Origin of the sequence: Acinetobacter sp. (assembly GCF_036666595.1) — a bacterium.
Taxonomy (GTDB): Bacteria; Pseudomonadota; Gammaproteobacteria; order Pseudomonadales; family Moraxellaceae; genus Acinetobacter.
In genome coordinates this window covers 108,680-127,902 of record NZ_JAVWVO010000005.1, presented here as the reverse complement: position 1 = coordinate 127,902, position 19,223 = coordinate 108,680, and the positions used below count along the sequence as shown (strand labels likewise).

Sequence of the window (19,223 nt, the reverse complement as noted above, 5' to 3'; positions counted from 1 at the left end):
GAATCATAAATCTATTTAGAATTCTGATTTAATCTGAGTTAGATAAGAAGTTTTTTAAATCATTGATGAAATCTTGAAATACAATATCTGGTGTAGAAGAGGTATAGCCTTCTGAACTAAGGTAAAATTGGTCATCATAATAGTTCAATAAATCAAAGAGATCTTTATTTTCGATCACATTTGTGAAGTGTAAGAGTTTTTGAATCAAAGGGTGTTGAGCCTCTTTGATTGGAAATAAACTTAAGTTTTTGTTTATATAATCCTTCAATAGATCATTGATTATCTCATCTGTTAAAGTCACAGAAAAAATATTTTTAGATATCTTTTTAAAGTACGTTATAACTTCTTCTGGTTTTGATAAAAAACATATTTCTAATGCTAGATCATTGGATGAGTCTGTTTCTAAAGTCGCACTAGCCCATTCTTGAATTTCTTCAGGTGTGATAGTTTCAAGTTCAAGCTTAGCTTTGAATATAGCAGCGTCAACGTTACTCATGAGATAGTCTAGAATTCAGTTTTAAAAAATTATATTTTTAAAACTAACAAAAAACCGACTTAATTATAAGTCGGTTTTTGGATCTAGTAAGATATCTTGGAATTAGACTTACTGAGCTTGAATCCACTTGTCTGCACGATCACGTGCTTGACGAATTTGATCTTGTGTTAAGTTTGCCGCCAAGGCTGTTTTTTTGCCTTCAGAAAGTGTAATCACTTTATTGTCCAGCATGCCATCACGGGTTGAAAGCTCATACCATTGGTAAGCACCCATGTAGTTTTTCTTTTGCTCTTCCATCATCGCCAAGTTAAAGCTTGCGCGGTTATCACCACGGCTGGCTGCTTTTTCAAAGTATTGACGTGCTAAAGATTCATCTTTTTTGGTGCCTAGGCCATCTGCAAGCATACGACCAACATTCAGCTGAGCAGCCGAAAGACCTTGATCTGCAGCGGCTTTGTACCAAGCAAAGGCCTGTCGTTCATCTGCAGAGATGTCTTTACCTTGTTGATACTTGGTTGCAAGATAGAACTGCGCAGCAGGCTGACCTGCTTTTGCCGCTTTAATTAAGCTATTGATATCCATAACAGAATATTGTGCAGCTTGACTCGCAACAGACGTGGTTGGGGAAACATAATCTGCATGAGCTTGAATGCTCAAAAGTCCAACCAGTAGTGTCGTGCTTAAGAATAGTTTTTTCATAGAGCGCTCACTCGATAAATTGCGACTTCACCAAACAAATTCGGGAGACGTTTACTGAGTAAACTATCTTGTTGATCCCCATTTACAGCGAGTCGATTAATAATTCTGATGTTATTTTCCGCACAAAGTGCTTCAAAATCACGGAAAGTACATAAGTGGATATTGGGTGTGTTATACCACATGTACGGCAAAGCTTCAGAAACGGGCATCATTCCTTTCAGCGCCAAGAAAGAACGGGTCTTCCAATGGGCAAAGTTCGGAAATGTAATAATCGCCTGTTTACCTACGCGCACCATATCACGTAATAAAACATCTGGTGCATCTACCGCCTGCAAGGCTTGTGCCATAACGACATAGTCAAAAGACTGGTCTGCAAAGCGGCTTAAACCCAAGTTTAAGTCTTGTTGGATAATATTTAACCCGCGACCGACCGCAATTGCAATCTTTTCTTGATCAATTTCCAGTCCATATGCGCGAATATTGTGCTTTTTGCTCATATGAGCCAGTAATTCACCGTCACCACAACCCAAATCGAGTACGCTAGAGTCAGGTTTGATCCATTTTTCTGCCAGTTGATGATCAATACGCATTACACAGCCTCCTGAGTTGCTTGAAGGTGTTCAGAACCGCCCAGAAATGCACGTAATGCTTTTACATACAAAGGAATCGGGAACAGGAATGAGTCATGGCCTTGTTCAGCATCGATATCTAAATAGCTCACCGGTTTGTGGTTGGTGATCAGCGCATCCACAATTTCTTGTGAACGTTGCGGGGTAAAACGCCAGTCGGTGGTAAAGGACACCACAAGGAACTGACATTTGGTCTGTGACATGGCTTTAACTAAAGACTGTTCATACTCACGCGAAGGATCAAAATAATCCAAAGCTTTGGTCATAATTAGATAAGTGTTGGCATCAAAATTACGGCTAAATTGTTCACCTTGATAGCGCAAATAGCTTTCGACTTGGAATTCGACATCGAAACCGTACATAAATTTGCCTGACTTTAAGTCGCGGCCAAATTTTTGTTTCATGGCTTCTTCAGACAGGTAGGTAATATGACCGACCATGCGTGCCAAAATTAGGCCACGTTTTGGATAGCTGTCATTTTCAAGATAGCGACCATCATGGAAGTCTGGATCAGACAAAATGGACTGACGTGCGACTTCGTTAAAGGCAATATTCTGAGCAGACAGTTTCGGTGCACTGGCAATAATCACGCATTTTTGCAAACGGTCAGGATAATCAACCGACCATTGCAAGGCTTGCATACCCCCCAGCGAACCGCCAATCACCGCACTCCAGACTTGAATGCCCAAATGATCGGATAAAATAGCTTGGGTTTTAACCCAGTCACGGACGGTGACTAAAGGAAAGTCAGGACCATAAGGACGGTTATCATTTTCAGGGTTTGGCGAAGTTGGCCCTGTTGAACCGCTACAGCCCCCAATATTGTTCAGTGCAACCACGAAAAACTTTGAAGTATCAATCGCTTTACCTGGGCCAATACAGGCGTCCCACCAACCCGGTTTTTTATCGTCAGCATGATGGTAACCCGCAGCATGATGATGACCCGATAGCGCATGGCAAATTAAAATCGCATTGGATTTATCTGCATTGAGCTCACCATAGGTTTCAACCATCAGTTCATAACGAGGGAGAATACGACCGCATTCGAGCTCTAAGGGCTCTTCAAAAGTAAACTTTTGTGGACTAACGATACCCACGGAGTCAGCAGGAAAAGACACAGGAATAATTCGCCTTAAATCTTTGGGGTTAATAAACAAAAGGATACCACTTGAGGGTATCCTTCTAAAGTCATTTTAGTGCTAATTATTATTGCTAATACTTATACCGCAGCAGCAATCACTTGATCTGTGCTTAACACACCTTGATCAATTAAGCGGTTGGTACAAGCAATAATAGCTTCAATCGATGAGGTCACAATGTTGTCATGAATACCGGCACCGAAGGCTGATTTACCTGTACCTTTGACTTGTAACTCAACCAAAGCCAAGGCTTTAGCATTTGCCCCAGAGCTAATACCACGCTCTTCGTAGCTCAAGACATCAATTGGTAACTGTAAAGCATCCAACATTGCAGAGATTGGACCATTGCCTTCGCCACGTAATTGCTGAGTTTCACCATTCACTTCAACTTCAAGCTCAACGACTTGCTTACCGTTGTTGTCATACAAACGGTAGTTTTTGGTCGAGTAATGCGTGTCTTTGGTGTCCACATAAGTTTCTTTGAACAATTTCCAAATTTCTTGTGCGGTAATTTCAGTGCCTTCTTCATCGGTACGTTTTTGTACAGTTTGAGAGAATTCAATTTGGATACGACGTGGCAATACTACGCTGTAATTGGCTTCTAACAAGTAAGCAATACCACCTTTACCTGACTGTGAGTTGACGCGAATCACAGCATCATAGTCGCGGCCCAAGTCTTTCGGGTCGATTGGTAAGTATGGCATATCCCAAATTTCTTCGTTCTTTTGGAACTCGAAACCTTTTTTAATGGCATCTTGATGCGAACCAGAGAATGCTGTGAAGACCAAGTCGCCTGCATAAGGGTGGCGAGGGTGAACAGGCAAGCCCGTGCATTCTTCTACCGTTGCAATAATTTCATTGATATTTGAAAAATCTAAGTTTGGCGCAACACCTTGAGAGTACATATTCAAAGCAATCGCAGCGACATCGACGTTACCTGTGCGTTCGCCATTACCAAACACACAACCTTCGACACGGTCTGCACCGGCCATAATGGCCAATTCTGATGCAGCAATCCCACAGCCACGGTCATTGTGACAGTGTACAGAGATAATCACGCCATCACGACGAGCAATGTTGCGGTGCATCCATTCAACTTGGTCTGCATAAACATTCGGTGTCGAAACTTCAACCGTAGCAGGTAAGTTTAAAATCACTTTATTGGTTGGCGATGCTTCCCAAATTTCGGTAACTGCATCACACACGTCTTTTGCAACTTCTAATTCGGTTGCAGAGAAACACTCTGGGCTGTATTGGAACACCCACTCCGTTTCAGGATATTGCGCTGCATATTCTTTGACTTTGCTGGCTGCATTGACTGCTAATTGCTTCGCACCTGCAACATCGACATTTAAGACTTTTTGGCGGAAGGTTGGTGCATTGGAATTATAAATATGCACGATGGCACGTTTTGCACCCGCTAAAGACTCAAAGGTACGCTGGATCAAATGATCACGTGCTTGAACTAACACTTCGATATACACATCATCTGGAATGTGATTTTCTTCGATTAATTTACGGGTAAAGTCAAAGTCAATTTGAGAGGCTGAAGGGAAACCGATTTCAATATTCTTGAATCCAATTTTCACCAACATTTGGAACATTTTAAATTTTTGTTCCATGTCCATCGGTTCAAAAATTGCTTGGTTACCATCACGCAGGTCAGTACTCATCCAAATAGGCGCTTTTGTAATTTCGTTGTTTGGCCATTGACGGTCTGGCAAGTCAACACGTTGATACATGCGACGATATTTTTTACTTGGATCAGCCAACATCATGAGGTAACTCCTTACATAGTACGGGTTGCATTTGAGTGGGTAATAAAAAGCAACCTACTACTGAATATAGATTGTGTCTATGGTCTCTATTTACAAGGGAGTCTTCAGGGTGTTTGTAAACGTAAATATTTGATACGACTTAGATTTACCGTGAGTAACCTTGTAACGTTATATTTAAGAGTTTAATCCAGTTCGGTCGAAAAGATTTTTCTTTTTTTATGGCTTTTAGTCGTATCTGAAAAAATATTTCCCTTTAATTTGATATATAGGGGAAATATTTCCGTGTATTTTTGAGATGTGTTTAATCTTTTTCTTCATTTTACGAATTTGGTTTATTTCATTCGCGTTTTTGAAAAGATTATGAGAACTCTATGAGCATATCTGGCTGTATATCTGCCAGGGTTGCAGTACCCATCAACGCCATGGTGATCTCAAACTCTTCTTTTAAGATTTTAAGCACATGGGCAACGCCTAAGGCACCTGCAGTGGCAAGACCATAAATACATGGTCGTCCAACTAAAACCGCGGAAGCACCTAAAGCAATCGCCTTAAATACATCTGAGCCGCGACGAATACCGCCATCATATAAAAGAGGGAAGTCATGCGGAACTGCTTTTTTGATGAGTTGCAAGGCTTTCAGTGGCGGAATACAGGTATCTAAAACACGACCGCCGTGGTTAGACACAATTAAGCCTTGTATGCCCTGTTGAATGGCCAGTTGTGCATCGAGTGGACTGACGATGCCTTTTAACAGGATGGGTAAATCAGTCTGTTGAACCATCCATGCGATGTCGTCCCATGTCGGAGCAATTTTCATTAGCCCATTAAACACGGGATGATCGCCTTCTTGCAGTTCAGGCAGTGGAATATGGGTAGGAGTGTGCGGATGCTGCATATTTTCAGGGAGGTGAAAGAAAGCACGACGCTCTCGGTCACGGATACCTGTATGTGGTGAGTCCACAGTGATCACAATTGCGGTGAAGTTTTGTGCCTCAGCGAGCTTAAGCAAAGCCAAAGACTTATCGCGGTCACCTTGCCAGTACAGTTGGAACCATTTGAAGGGATTCTCTGGTTTGAATGCGCGCATGTCGGTATTGGTAAAGGTACTCAAAATCATATTGCTACCGAGTACTTCCGCTGCCAGTGCGGTTGCTGCTTCTGCTTCAGGATGAAACTGCTGTTGATGACCAATCGGTGCCACAAAAATAGGATGTGGAAAGCTTTGTCCTAAGATTTCACAGCTCGTATTGCCTTGAGTGAGATCTCTTAACATGCGTGGTATTAAGTGAAGATTTTGGAACTGAGCGAGGTTATTCCGAACACTGATCTCATCCATAGCGCCACCTTGCAAATAGTGCCAGACCATCTCAGGTAGATGCTTTTCTGCCTCAATTTCATAGTCTGCAATCGTTTGCAATGAGGCCAGAATTTGGGTGAGTGGAGGCAAAACAGTTTTTGATGTCATGGAACGGTCCAGTTGCTACAGTAGTTAACGTTGAGCTGGGATTATTGTTTTACAGTTCAGCCCATTTGCGCATCAGGTTATGATACAGACTGGTGAGCTTGACCACTTCTTGATGTTGATCACCGAGTTGTACACGTAGGTTTTGAATGGTTTGATCAAGATTAAATAAGATATGACGGTCAGCATCATCTCGAATCATACTTTGAACCCAAAAGAACGAAGCGACACGGCAGCCTGAGGTTACTGGTGTTACCTCATGCACGCTGGTAGATGGATATAAAATCATATCACCCGCAGGTAGTTTCACTTCATGATAGCCATAGGTGTCTTCTACCACCAAATCGCCACCCTCATATTCTTCAGGTTCGCTTAGAAAAACAGTGCAGGATACATCAGTACGAATCCGATCTTTACTTCCGGCTACCCAGCGAATGGCATTGTCCACATGGAAGCCAAAAGTTTCGCCCTGTTCATAGCGGTTAAAATACGGTGGCAAAATATCTAAAGGTAGGGCAGAGGATATAAAGAGTGGATGTTGTCCAAGCGCTTCTAGGATGATATTGCCTAAGTGTTGCGTGAGAGGGTGATCTTCAGGTAGCTGTTGATTTTGTTTTACATTTTTTGAGAGTGATCCTGTGGTTTTTTTACCATCAACCCACTCGACTTTTGTCATTTCACTGCGAAAGTATTGTACCTGTTCTTTGTTTAAAACATTGGGAATATGATGGATCACAACATGACCTGCTGAAAATGAAAGATCTATTTAGTCTTTAAGCATATATAAAAATAGCCTCAATGAGAGGCTATTTTTATCAAATCTCAGGATGAAGAGAGATTTTAGTTATAAACTTAGTATTTGAAGTTTAGAGACAGTACTGCGCTACGACCTTCAGCTTCAGTTGCATAGTGAGAAGCAAAAGCTTTAGTAAAGTAACGTGTATCAGTCAAGTTGTTGACATTTAACTGAAGATCAACATTTTTGTTTACGTTGTAGCGTGCCATAGCATCGTAGCGAACGTAGCCTGGTACCCATTTGGTATTTGTTGCATTGCCATAGACTTTGTCCATCGCAATTGCGCCAGCACCTAAAGTTAACTGTGGCATGACTTGGTAAGTAGTCCAAAGTGTTGCAGAGTTTTTAGCAACGTTTTGAACTTGGTTACCGTTGCTTCGGTTCGTAATATAAATTGGTGCTGCAGATGTTCCTATATTCTCGAAACCACCATCAATGAGTTCACTGTCTAAATAAGTATAACCCGCAGATACAGCCCATTTGTCCGTAATGTTACCGTTCACACCAAGTTCGATACCATCAACACGTGTTTCACCGATATTTTTGGTTGTACCGTCATCAGTTGTTGCACGTGTATTGGTTTTTTCGGTACGGAAAATGGCTGCAGTTAAATTAAGTTTGTCATTCAAGACATCCCATTTAGTTCCCAGTTCCATAGTACGGACTTCTTCAGGTTTTAAGTTCTGAATAGCAGCAGTAATACCTTCTGAACCATCACCACCATCCACACCAACTGGATTTGATGATGTTGCATAACTTGCATAGATCGAGCCATTTTCGACTGGTTTGTAGACTAAGCCGACTTGGTAGTTGACAAAATCAGAGTCATTTTTAATCGTTACTTGATCGCCAGCTTTAGCGGTTGGTAGTACAGGTGGTGTTGCTGTTGGGTTGCCTAATACAGCACTATTACGCGCACCATACGTCATGGTCTGCTTCGCAGAATAGTCATCCCAACGAAGACCTAAATCTAAAATCCATTGCGGGCTAAATTCAATGCTATCTAGGAAGTAAACTGATTTGTTTTTATTTTCAATGTTATAGCGGTCAGCGCCTTCGGTACTGATGCTGCCTGTCCATGGACCACGATTAGGGTTTTGTACAGAAGTACACCAGCCTGAAGCAATAGCAGCTGCATTACATGAGCTATTCGCAGTACCTGTCGAGGTCAAACCATCAATAATATATTGGGTACGATCCGTTTCTTGGTCTGAATACTCAGCACCTAAGTTAAAGTTGTGCTTTAAGCGACCTGTATTAAATTTACCTGTTAAAGCCAATTGGTCTGTAAAGGTATCAGTATCGGCGACACGTGAGTTTGTACGTGCCCAAACATTTCCTGTTAAAGCCCCTGTAGCACTATAAAAGTTACCTTTTGAATCATCTGGATTTGTCCAAAGGTAGTCATTTTTAGATTTGTTATAAACAGCAGTATTACTAATGGTTAAATTATCAGTAAGATCATGTTCAAGCTTGATCGTTCCTGATTGATTTTCTTGTTTTTGGAAATCACGATCTTTCCAGCCATAATACATGCCTTGTTCAACATCAATAGGCTTACCATTACCATTTAGACCCGCTTTTGCATTTGTGGCTGCAAAAGGGTTGTTATATGGAATGCCTGAATCAGGGGTGTCATCAGTTTTGAGGTAGTAGTAGCTTAAAGTTGCACGCGTGCCGCTGTCTAGACCAAAAGTAATACTTGGCGCAATACCTGCACGTGCATATTCAGTACCATCTTCTTGACCCGCTTTGTCGTTGTGGTGACCCATTACGGCAACACGAGCAGCAATACCATTACCAAAATCTTTGTTACCGTCTAAAGTAATACGTTGGTAATCATCCGTTCCTGCACCCACAGAACCTTCTAAAAAGTCACCTTTTTTTGCAACTTTAGAAATCATGTTGATGCTACCACCAGTTGTACCTGCACCGCCCATAGCAGATGCAGAACCTTTGGTAATTTCAACTTGCTCAATCGCAAACATTTCACGGTTTTGAGAAGTAGAGTTACGTACACCGTCTACGTACATTGAACTTTCAGAGTTATAACCACGGATAAATGGACGGTCACCATTTGGGTTACCACCTTCACCTGCACCAAGTGTGATACCAGGTACTGTGCGTAAAGCATCACTTAAAGTTGTAACTTGAGTGTCTTCAATCAACTGTTTAGAAATAACCGACACTGACTTTGGTGTGTCGAGTAGGGGAGCAACGAACTTGCTGTTTGCAGATTTGTCTACTTTCAAACTTTGTTCTGCTGCCGCTTCCGTGTGAATTGTTTCTAATTGCGCGATTTGATCTTGCGCAACAGCATTGACTGCAACCACTGAAAGTGTTGAAGCGATTGCTGAAGAAACCAGCTTTTTACGTGTTTTGATGAAGGCCATAACGAATCTAGTTCTAGCGTTGTAAATTAGTATGCGAATAATAATGATTCTTATTTTTTGTAGCATAACTATTACATTGGAATTGTCGATGCTTAGAGCTATTCATGCATAAAAAACAAATGTAATAATGTAATAAACTGGTTTTAAGTTTTTGATTTTTATTTAAATTGGAAAATTAGATTATATTTTTATAATATTATTGGAATTTAAAATTTACTTTTTTCAAGCCAATTTTAAAGGCGTATCTCAAAAGAATATGTAGAAATTATGTTGGATCTATATTTGGTATGTATGAAGAGAACCCTGCCGCAGCAGGGTTCTCTATACTGCAATTTTAGAAGTCGTAAGAAACAGATAACCAAAGGTTACGACCTGGTAGATATGTACCAGACATGCCTGAACTAATGACCATGTAGTCGTAATAAGAAGCAGGATTACCATTGGCATCAATATAAGTGCCATTGCTTGTAAAATCTTTATCTAGCAAGTTATTGACTGCACCGTTAAAACGGAGCTGATCATTCACAACATAGCTGGCACCCAGATTGAAAAGGTTGTAACCCTTTAATTTATTGTTTGTTGCATTGTAAATAATCGCGGAATCACCTGCTGTTTGAACAGTACTATAACGCTTACGTTCTGATTTATATTCATGTTGTAACCATAAATCAAGGGCTTCATTAATATGCCATGTTGACGTCATATTAAAGGCATTTTTAGGTACGTTATTCAGATAAGAACCTTTGTTTTCACCTTTGGTAATTTCTGATTCCATGTAGGTATATGCTGCTTTGATATCCCACTCAGGAATGATGGTATATTTTAAGCTAAGCTCAACGCCTTTAGTTTCTGCCTCGTTTGCATTGATTTTTTGAGCAAAGCTGGCTTGAGTGATATGTGAACCATAACTCACACAGCCTGGAGCATTCGGATTTACGGTAGAGAAACAATTCAGTAATTCTGGTCCGTCAGTAATTAAGTTATCAATTTTGTTAAAAAATGCAGTGGTGGTAAGGTCTAAATTACCATTATTATAATTGAATCCAAGTTCATAGTTAATTGATTCTTCTGGTTTTAAGTCTGGAGAACCAATATTAAAAGATGTGCCTTGTCCAGATATACTAATAATGCCATTATGAAGATCTTTAGCGGAAGGGGCTTTATAACCTGTGCTAACACCACCTTTAAAAGTGAGATGATCATTCGTATTCCAAACTAAGTAAGCGCGTGGACTGAATTGGCCACCGAAGCCTGAATGGTCTTCATAACGACCACCTAGAGTAAAACCAAGATTATCTAAAATGCGCCACTCATCTTCTGCATATACAGAAAAAGAGTCTTTTTTAAATTTAGCGCCAATACCTGCAATGTCATCAGCAATTTCAGCTTCTTTATATTCAGCACCAACTGTTAGCTTATGATCCGCAATCGGTAGAACCACATGAGAGTCAGCAACAAAATCAGTATTTTTTAAAGTTCTATCTTGTCCAGCTGAAGCATTACCTGGGAAAGTATTACGAGGGATTGTACGTCCAATCGTTTCAGTTTGAGTTTGGCTGATGTACGAGGTCCATTTACCAAAGCTATAGTCGCCATCATGACCAGCAGAGATTTGGTCACGTTTAAATTCCAATTCATCTTTATAACCAGAAGCACGTGCTGGCGTATCAAGTGTACCTAAACGGTTATCATCATTTTTATAGGTTTGGCTTGAATGGAAACCATCAATCCAGAAAGTATTTTGATCATTCAGATTAAATGCTAGTTTTCCACCTACATCATAGGTATCTGCTTCACTTGGACGCGGGTCACGACCTGACGTTCCAGGAATACGTTCAGATTTTTGACGGTCTAAATAAGAACCGCGTAATTGGATTCCTAGTTTATCTTGAATAATTGGACCATTTACAACAACACTGGTTTTCCATGAGTCGGCTTCGCCGCCATGCTCCATGACATTGCCACTGACTGTGGCATTGCCATTCCATTCATTACTAATTTTTTTGGTAATAATATTGATGACACCACCCATGGCTTCTGAGCCATAGCGTGTTGCCATTGGTCCACGAATGACTTCAATACGCTCAATCGATGATAACGGTGGTAAAAAGCCATTTGAGGATTCACTAAAACCATTTGGTGTGACATCTGAAGAAGTCGTTTGACGACGACCATCAATTAAAATCAGGCTATAGTCATTGCCTAAACCACGCATTTTAATATTCAAACCAGAGGTTTTTCCAATACCATCACGAATATCGATACCTGGAATATCAGCTAATAGGTCTGCAATGCTGGTTGCATTTTTCTTTTCAATATCTTCTTTCGTGACCACGCTAATTGAAGCTGGTGCATTTTTAATATCTTGTTCAAAACCAGCAGCTGAAACCACAATGGTGGACAGCTGATGGGTAGATGAATCTTCAGTTGTTGTTTCTGCGAAAACAGGAGTGGTGATTGCCCCAAGCAATGCCAATGAAAGAGGGTGTAAATTAAACTTACTCATAACTAGAGTTCCAATGATGGACGAGAAAAAAATTGAAAAAAGCGATCAAAGTTGTTGCAAATATTAATGGTAATATTTATCATTTGCAACAAAAAGACATAAAAAATATAATACTTTGCGCTTAATCAGTAGCGATTTAAAAATATTCAAAATAAAAAACGATAAATGAAGAAAAAATATGTGGTTTCAATCGGGTGTTTTGTATATCGTTCAATGTTGTCATATAATGTGGCACTTTTTAAAATTGTTCTTACCAAAAGATTGAGGAAGCCATGCAAGTAACTTCTGAAGCGGTTTCGGGTGTTACCCGTCGTTTAAATGTATCTGTACCGACGAGCCGTGTTAACGAGCAGTTCGAAGCTCGCTTAAAACGCACGGCTAAAACTGTGAAGATCAACGGCTTCCGTACAGGTAAAGTGCCAGTAAATGTTGTTCGTCGTGAATATGGCGCGGGTATCTACCAAGAAGTCGTAAGCGACATTATTCGTGACACAGTATTTGAAGCGATCCAACAAGAAAAAATCAATGCTGTTGGCATGCCAAACATTGAAAAATCTGAATTAAAAGACGATGCGCTTGTATACGAAGCGACTGTTGAAGTTTATCCAGAAGTTAACGTGAAATTTGATGGTTTAGAAGTTGAACGTAAAGCATCTGAAGTAAACGACAAAGATGTTGATCAAATGATCGAAAACCTTCAGAAGCAACGTGCTTCTTGGGCTGAAACGAAAGGCATGGCTAAAAAAGACATGCAAGTCACTTTCGACTTTGAAGGTTCAGTAGACGGTGAAAAGTTTGAAGGCGGTTCTGCAGAAGACTTTAAACTTGTTTTAGGTTCAGGTCGTATGATCCCTGGCTTCGAAGACGGCATCGTTGGTATGAAGAAAGGCGAAGAGAAAGTTATCGATGTAACTTTCCCTGAAGACTACCAAGCTGAAAACCTTGCTGGTAAATCAGCTCAATTCAAAATCACTGTGAAGCTTGTTGAAAAACAAAAACTTCCAGAAATTGACGCTGAATTCCTTAAAATCTTCGGTTTAACTGAAGAAGAAGGCATTGAGAAGTTAAAAGCTGACGTTCGTAAAAACATGGAACGTGAAGTGAAAAATGGTTTGCGTAATCAAGTGAAAGGTGCAGCTTTTGATGCGCTTGTAGCTGCAAACGAAGTTGAACTTCCTGCGTCTATGGTTGCTCAAGAAGTTGACCGTCAACGTCAACAAATGATTCAACAGTTCACTCAGCAGTTTGGTGCTCAAGGTGCGAAAGCATTTGACTCAAGCATGCTTCCAGATGAATTATTCAAAGAACAAGCTGAAAAATCTGTAAAATTAGGCGTACTGGTAAGCAAAGTTTTAGCTGATGCTAAAATTGAAGTAGATCAAGCACGTGTTGATGCTTACATCGAAGACATGGCTTCTTCTTATGAAGATCCAGCTGAAGTGATTGAATACTTCAAAAATGACAAACAACAACGTTCGCAAATCGAAGCTGTTGTGTTAGAAGACCAAGTGGTTGATCACATCTTAGCATCTGCTAAAGTAACCGATACTGCTGTAAGCTACGAAGACTTATTGAAAGAGCAACAAGCTCGTCAACAAGGCTAAGTTTAGCTAAAGTAAAAAAGGCGCTTTGAGCGCCTTTTTTATTGTGATCTGGGTTTGTAAAAGGCCTTGCGTTCACAAAGCTTATGCAAAAAATATCTGTTATTTACTTGGGAATATTTTGCATTTTCAGCAATTATCCCTCATATTGTGACTATGAGTTGAGTAACAAAAAATTTAGGAATAAGTAAACGTATGTATATTCCAACTATCGATAATGCCTTAGTTCCAATGGTTGTAGAACAGTCATCTCGCGGTGAGCGTTCATTTGACATTTATTCACGTCTTTTGCGTGAACGCGTCATTTTTATGACTGGTGAAGTTGAAGATAACATGGCGAATTTGATTGTCGCGCAAATGTTGTTTTTAGAAGCGGAAAATCCAGATAAAGATATTCATCTTTACATTAACTCACCAGGTGGTTCAGTGACTGCGGGTATGGCGATTTACGATACCATGCAATTTATTAAACCAGATGTTGTGACCTACTGTATGGGTCAAGCAGCATCAATGGGTGCTTTCTTGTTGAATGCAGGTGCGAAGGGTAAACGTTATTGCCTTGAAAATGCACGTGTCATGATCCACCAACCGTTAGGCGGTTTCCGTGGTCAGGCATCTGATATTGAAATTCATGCACGTGAAATTCTGTTCATTAAAGAACGTTTAAACCGTTTAATGGCAGAGCACAGTGGTCAAGACTATGAAACTGTGGCACGTGATACTGACCGTGATAACTTTATGACAGCGCAAGCTGCAAAAGAGTATGGTCTCGTGGACGAAGTGTTATCTAAACGTCCATAAGTTTTAAAAGTTTAGAATTGGAGTGAATATGTCCGAACATCCTCAAGGACAAAAGCATTGTTCATTTTGCGGTAAAACGCAGTCTGAAGTTGGGAAACTGATTGCAGGCGAGGACGCGTACATCTGTAATGAATGTGTGGACGTATGCTTAGACTTGGTGCAAACCAGTCAACAAGTTGAGTCGGGTGACTGGGCTGCAAAACCCTTGCCTAAACCTCACGAGATTCGTGCGGCACTAGATCAATATGTCATTGGTCAAGATGTGGCAAAGAAAACCTTGTCAGTTGCTGTCTATAACCACTATAAACGCCTTAAAGCGACACATGGTGGACATAAAAACGATGATGCTGTTGAAATTGCAAAAAGTAATATCTTATTAGTAGGACCAACAGGTTCGGGTAAAACCTTGCTTGCGCAAACCATGGCGCGTCTTCTCGATGTTCCTTTTGCTATGGCTGATGCAACGACACTTACCGAAGCCGGTTATGTCGGTGAAGATGTTGAAAACATTGTACAAAAGCTTCTACAAAAAGCAGACTATGATGTAGAAAAAGCGCAAAAAGGTATTATCTATATCGATGAAATCGACAAGATTACCCGTAAGTCTGAAAACCCATCGATCACGCGTGATGTGTCGGGTGAAGGCGTGCAACAAGCTTTACTGAAAATGATCGAAGGTACGGTTGCCTCTATTCCACCTCAAGGTGGTCGTAAGCATCCGCAGCAAGAATTCATTCAAATTGATACTTCAAATATCTTGTTCATCTGTGGTGGGGCATTCTCAGGTCTTGAGAAAATCGTACAACAGCGTCAAGAAAAAGGTGGAATTGGCTTCACGGCTGAAGTGAAGAAGAAAGATGAAGGCAAGAAATTGTCTGACTTGTTCCGTCAAGTTGAAGCGACCGATTTGGTGAAATTTGGTCTGATTCCAGAGTTTATTGGTCGTTTACCTGTAATTGCGACTTTGGAAGAGTTGGACGAAGAAGCCTTGATGCAAATTCTGACTGAACCGAAGAATGCTCTGACACGTCAATATCAACATTTGTTTGATATGGAAAATGTTGATCTGGTTTTTGAAGACTCAGCACTGCGCGCTGTGGCGAAAAAAGCCTTAGACCGCAATACGGGTGCACGTGGCTTACGTTCTATTTTAGAAAATACGCTGCTTGAAACCATGTATGATTTACCAAGTCGTACTGATGTTGGCATGGTTGTGGTGAATGAAGACGTGATTAACGGCAAGGCTGCACCATTATTTAAGCCCGAACGTTTACCAAGAATCGAACAGAAAGATACAGCTAAAGTTGATTTAAAAGTGATTAACTCAAAGTCCGCTTAAGTTGTTATTCATCTGAAACGTGTGAAAATCGAGTGTTTTCACACGTTTTTTTATATTCAAAAAAAAGAGGGAATGCTACTCTGCATCAATAGGCTGGGATGCCTAGATTAAAACTAAAAATTCAGTATCAAAATAAAAATATGCCGTGAGGAATAGTCATGCGTGCAATGACGATTACGCTTTTAAGCAGTTTAATTTTCTTGGGTTGTCATGGAAAAGCGACAGTTGAACAACCTGAATTAACATCAACCCTCAGTCATGAGGTTGATTTTGAACATGACCCAGGCATGGTCGAGCAGTATCGCATTGGGGTGTTTAGCGTAGGTGGATGGGTCAATCAAAAATTAGGACAGCATTTTCAGCGTGTCCAACCCCAGCATGAACAAGCGGCGATGGTTTATCTGTACCGTCCAGACTCAAAATGGAACCGTCAAGAAATTGTTGCATCGAGTTTATTTATCAATAAAGAACGCATTCCAAGCCTGCTGAACAATCATTACTATTGGGTCGAACTGCCCGCTGGGACTTATCGTTTATCGAGTAGTCGGCCTTTGGGCATTAATCATTTTCAAAAGCCGAAATATATCGATTTTACCGTAGAAGCAGGGCAGTCTTATTTCATCAAGTATGATGAAGAGAACTTATCCACACGCCGTGATACTTCGGGGCCTTTGGCAGTTATACCTGAAAAAATTGCGATTCAAGAAATTGCATTTACCCAGTTAAAGTCCAACAGCTACAACTTTGTAGCAGAAGATCAACACACGGGTGAGCTACGAAAGAAAGCGCAAAAACTTAAACCTGTCAAATATGACCCAAGTGAAGATGTTCAGCTGATGAAGCCCTTTAAGCTGTGGAATCCTTTAACCTGGTAAGTGAGCTATTGTGCTTTTTGGGCTTGTTCAAATAAGGGTGTCAGGGTCTTTTCAATTTGACGATTCATTTCCAGCTGAATAGCTGGATCTTGCATCATTTCAGCAGACATTGCGATGCTGTTACGCATGATTTCACTCATCATTTTGCTGCTTTTTTTATTGATGGACTGGCCTAAAGGCGTTTCGAGGAACTGAATGTTGGCCAACACCTCCTCTTCGGTAAAGGTCTGCATATAGACGTTTTTAAGCATTTGCATAAATTTTGGATCTGAAATTAATTTACTGCTAAATGATGCCGTGATTTCAGCGATTTGCTTGGCTGCTTTTTGTTGTTCAGTATTGAGTGTGGACGTTTTAAAAATATTCTTAATAATTTCTTCGGCTTGCTGGTCATAAACGGGGCGCATTTCTTGCTGCGATTGCGCTAATGTGCCTTTAATATCGCCCAGTTTGAGCGCCTTTTCTACCGATGCTTCGGTCGCGGGTTTGGCAAAAGACGCTGTGCTGAGGACACATAAGGTAATACCGCAAAGGATGTGATTTAATTTTTTCATTGTTGGTCTATATCTTTTGATTAAGTCTATAAAAATAGGTAAAAAAAATACCCTTAACATGACCTTAGCATGTTAAGGGTATCCAAAAAAGTAAAACTTAAGTTTTAGCCCGCTGCAGCATCGACTACTGGAATTTTTCCAATTTTGGCTTGCCAGATTTTTGGTGCTGTTGCGTGAATAGACGTACCATTCACATCAACTGCTACCGATACAGGCATGTCTTTCACTACAAATTTGTAAATCGCTTCCATACCTAAGTCAGCAAAAGCAACCACTTCAGCTTCACGAATTGCTTTAGACACAAGGTAAGCTGCGCCGCCCACTGCCATCAAGTAAGTCGCTTTATTGTCTTTGATTGCTTCAACAGCTGCAGGACCACGGTCCGCTTTACCGATCATGCCGAACATACCCGTTGCTTCAAGCACTTGACGTGTGAACTTGTCCATACGTGTTGCTGTTGTAGGGCCAGCAGGACCAACTACTTCATCACCGACTGGATCTACAGGGCCAACGTAGTAAATGAATTTACCTTTTAAGTCGACAGGAAGCTCTTCACCATTGTTTAGCATGTCTACCATGCGTTTGTGTGCAGCATCACGACCCGTATAAATTGTACCGTTTAAAAGTAAAGTGTCGCCTGGTTGCCAAGCGTTCATTTCTTCTTGGGTAATGGTGTCGAGGTCAACACGCTTAGAGGTTGATGAATCCCAAGTAACTGATGGATAGTCTTCAAGTTTAGGTGCTTGAATGTGTGCAACACCAGAACCGTCTAACTGGAAGTGCGCGTGACGAGTCGCTGCGCAGTTTGGAATCATGCCCACTGGTTTGCCCGCAGCATGACATGGGTAATCTTTAATTTTAATGTCTAGAACTGTGGTTAAGCCGCCTAGGCCTTGCGCGCCAATACCCAACGCATTTACTTTTTCGAAGATTTCCATACGAAGTTCTTCGATTTTATTTTCAGGGCCACGACGAATCAATTCGTCCATGTTGATTTCTTCCATGAGCGATTCTTTTGCAAGCATCATGGCTTTTTCAGCAGTACCACCAATACCGATACCCAACATACCTGGTGGACACCAGCCTGCACCCATGGTTGGCACAGTTTTAAGTACCCAATCCACGATTGAATCAGATGGGTTTAACATAGCCAATTTAGATTTGTTTTCTGAACCGCCACCTTTTGCCGCAACGGTAATATCGACTTTGTTCCCTGGAACAAGTTTGTGATAGATCACAGCAGGGGTGTTGTCTTTGGTATTTTTACGACCAAAAGCTGGGTCAGCCAATACAGAAGCACGCAGTACGTTGGAGTTTTCTAAGTAACCTTGACGTACGCCTTCGTTGATTGCATCGTCTAAGCTCATAGTTAAATCAAATTTAACATCCATGCCCACTTCAACGAATACGTTGACGATACCTGTATCTTGACAGATCGGGCGGTGACCCTCTGCGCACATACGCGAGTTAATTAAGATTTGTGCGATCGCATCCTTCGCAGCTTTGTTCTCTTCACGATCATACGCACGGCTCATCGCTTGGATGAAGTCTTGTGGGTGATAGTAAGAAATGAACTGAAGCGCGTCTTTGACCGATGTGATCAAATCATCTTGCTTGATAATAGTGGTCATACAAATATCTCTTGAGCGGGCTGATAGCTAGCGGGCTAAATTATAAGACAAAATGCCGAGGTTGTGGATGTTTTGCGAAGGCTTTGGCCGAAAGTTTAATAGTTGAACGAAATTGATGAGAAAATGAGGTTATAAACGGTGGTAAATATGACAAAAACATCTAAATTTAATGAAATATTTCACGTATAAATTCGGTTTGTGAATATGATTTATTATTTAAAATATTGAATATAATGTAAAAATAATAATATTTGAAATATGACAACACTGTCATAAAGTTGTCATAAAACTTTCGCATAATGCATTCATCAAACAATAGGACATCGAACATGTTGACAGGTTTAGTGATGGCTGCGGGCTTTTGTGTATATATCGCAGCGACTTGGATGTACGGTCAAAAAGAAGATCAGGCTTAAGCTTTATCTTCTTTTTTGTTTTAAGCTTTCTTCAAATCTTCAAATCTTCAAATCTTCAAATCTTCAAATCTTCAAATCTTCAAATCTTCAAATCTTCAAATCTTCAAA

General features: G+C 40.6%; 15 protein-coding genes. 4 read left to right on the top strand and 11 right to left on the bottom strand.

Translation table 11 applies throughout. From position 1 onward, the window contains the following. Positions 1–28: 28 nt before the first annotated feature. From RR876_RS08680 to RR876_RS08640, 9 genes are all read right to left on the bottom strand, one after another. A complete protein-coding gene (locus RR876_RS08680) occupies positions 29–496 on the bottom strand; it encodes a hypothetical protein (protein ID WP_195728575.1) in 468 nt (155 codons plus the stop codon). Positions 497–604: 108 nt separating this feature from the next. Next, positions 605–1,195: a tetratricopeptide repeat protein gene (locus RR876_RS08675; RefSeq protein WP_004692440.1), complete on the bottom strand. Its 591-nt coding sequence runs from the start codon at positions 1,193–1,195 to the stop codon at positions 605–607. Next, positions 1,192–1,785: a methionine biosynthesis protein MetW gene (gene metW, locus RR876_RS08670; protein WP_004979039.1), complete on the bottom strand. Its 594-nt coding sequence runs from the start codon at positions 1,783–1,785 to the stop codon at positions 1,192–1,194. The genes RR876_RS08675 and metW overlap by 4 nt, the downstream gene beginning before the upstream one ends. After that, positions 1,785–2,942, bottom strand: a complete 1,158-nt coding sequence (locus RR876_RS08665; RefSeq protein WP_126038232.1) for a homoserine O-acetyltransferase — start codon at positions 2,940–2,942, stop codon at positions 1,785–1,787. The genes metW and RR876_RS08665 overlap by 1 nt, the downstream gene beginning before the upstream one ends. Positions 2,943–3,043: 101 nt before the next feature. Beyond that, entirely contained in the window at positions 3,044–4,741 is a 1,698-nt protein-coding gene (gene leuA / locus RR876_RS08660; protein WP_332477225.1) for a 2-isopropylmalate synthase, read from the bottom strand. Between the two features lie 358 nt (positions 4,742–5,099). Continuing rightward, entirely contained in the window at positions 5,100–6,206 is a 1,107-nt protein-coding gene (locus RR876_RS08655) for an alpha-hydroxy acid oxidase (RefSeq protein WP_332477226.1), read from the bottom strand. A 49-nt stretch (positions 6,207–6,255) separates the two neighbouring features. Next, complete coding sequence (locus RR876_RS08650) at positions 6,256–6,939, bottom strand: Fe2+-dependent dioxygenase (RefSeq protein ID WP_332477227.1); 684 nt, start codon at positions 6,937–6,939, stop codon at positions 6,256–6,258. 116 nt (positions 6,940–7,055) lie between these two features. Next, entirely contained in the window at positions 7,056–9,392 is a 2,337-nt protein-coding gene (locus tag RR876_RS08645; RefSeq protein ID WP_332477228.1) for a TonB-dependent siderophore receptor, read from the bottom strand. 334 nt (positions 9,393–9,726) lie between these two features. Continuing rightward, a complete protein-coding gene (locus RR876_RS08640; protein ID WP_332477229.1) occupies positions 9,727–11,898 on the bottom strand; it encodes a TonB-dependent receptor in 2,172 nt (723 codons plus the stop codon). A gap of 272 nt (positions 11,899–12,170) precedes the next feature. Between RR876_RS08640 and tig the strand changes: the two genes are divergently transcribed. From tig to RR876_RS08620, 4 genes are all read left to right on the top strand, one after another. Beyond that, a complete protein-coding gene (tig, locus tag RR876_RS08635; protein WP_332477230.1) occupies positions 12,171–13,502 on the top strand; it encodes a trigger factor in 1,332 nt (443 codons plus the stop codon). A gap of 192 nt (positions 13,503–13,694) precedes the next feature. Continuing rightward, the gene (gene clpP / locus RR876_RS08630; RefSeq protein WP_004692427.1) at positions 13,695–14,300 is read left to right on the top strand and encodes an ATP-dependent Clp endopeptidase proteolytic subunit ClpP; all 606 of its coding nucleotides are present in this window, start codon (positions 13,695–13,697) and stop codon (positions 14,298–14,300) included. A 28-nt stretch (positions 14,301–14,328) separates the two neighbouring features. Then, positions 14,329–15,639 (top strand): ATP-dependent protease ATP-binding subunit ClpX, encoded by a 1,311-nt coding sequence (clpX, locus tag RR876_RS08625; protein ID WP_332477231.1) that lies wholly within the window; start codon positions 14,329–14,331, stop codon positions 15,637–15,639. A gap of 158 nt (positions 15,640–15,797) precedes the next feature. Further along, on the top strand, positions 15,798–16,514 hold the full coding sequence (locus tag RR876_RS08620; RefSeq protein WP_332477232.1) for a DUF2846 domain-containing protein: 717 nt from the start codon (positions 15,798–15,800) through the stop codon (positions 16,512–16,514). A gap of 5 nt (positions 16,515–16,519) precedes the next feature. Here the strand turns inward: RR876_RS08620 and RR876_RS08615 are convergent, their stop codons facing one another. Beyond that, positions 16,520–17,068 (bottom strand): DUF2059 domain-containing protein, encoded by a 549-nt coding sequence (locus RR876_RS08615; RefSeq protein WP_332477233.1) that lies wholly within the window; start codon positions 17,066–17,068, stop codon positions 16,520–16,522. Between the two features lie 104 nt (positions 17,069–17,172). Next, entirely contained in the window at positions 17,173–18,699 is a 1,527-nt protein-coding gene (locus RR876_RS08610) for a fumarate hydratase (protein WP_332481858.1), read from the bottom strand. Positions 18,700–19,223 lie beyond the last annotated feature (524 nt).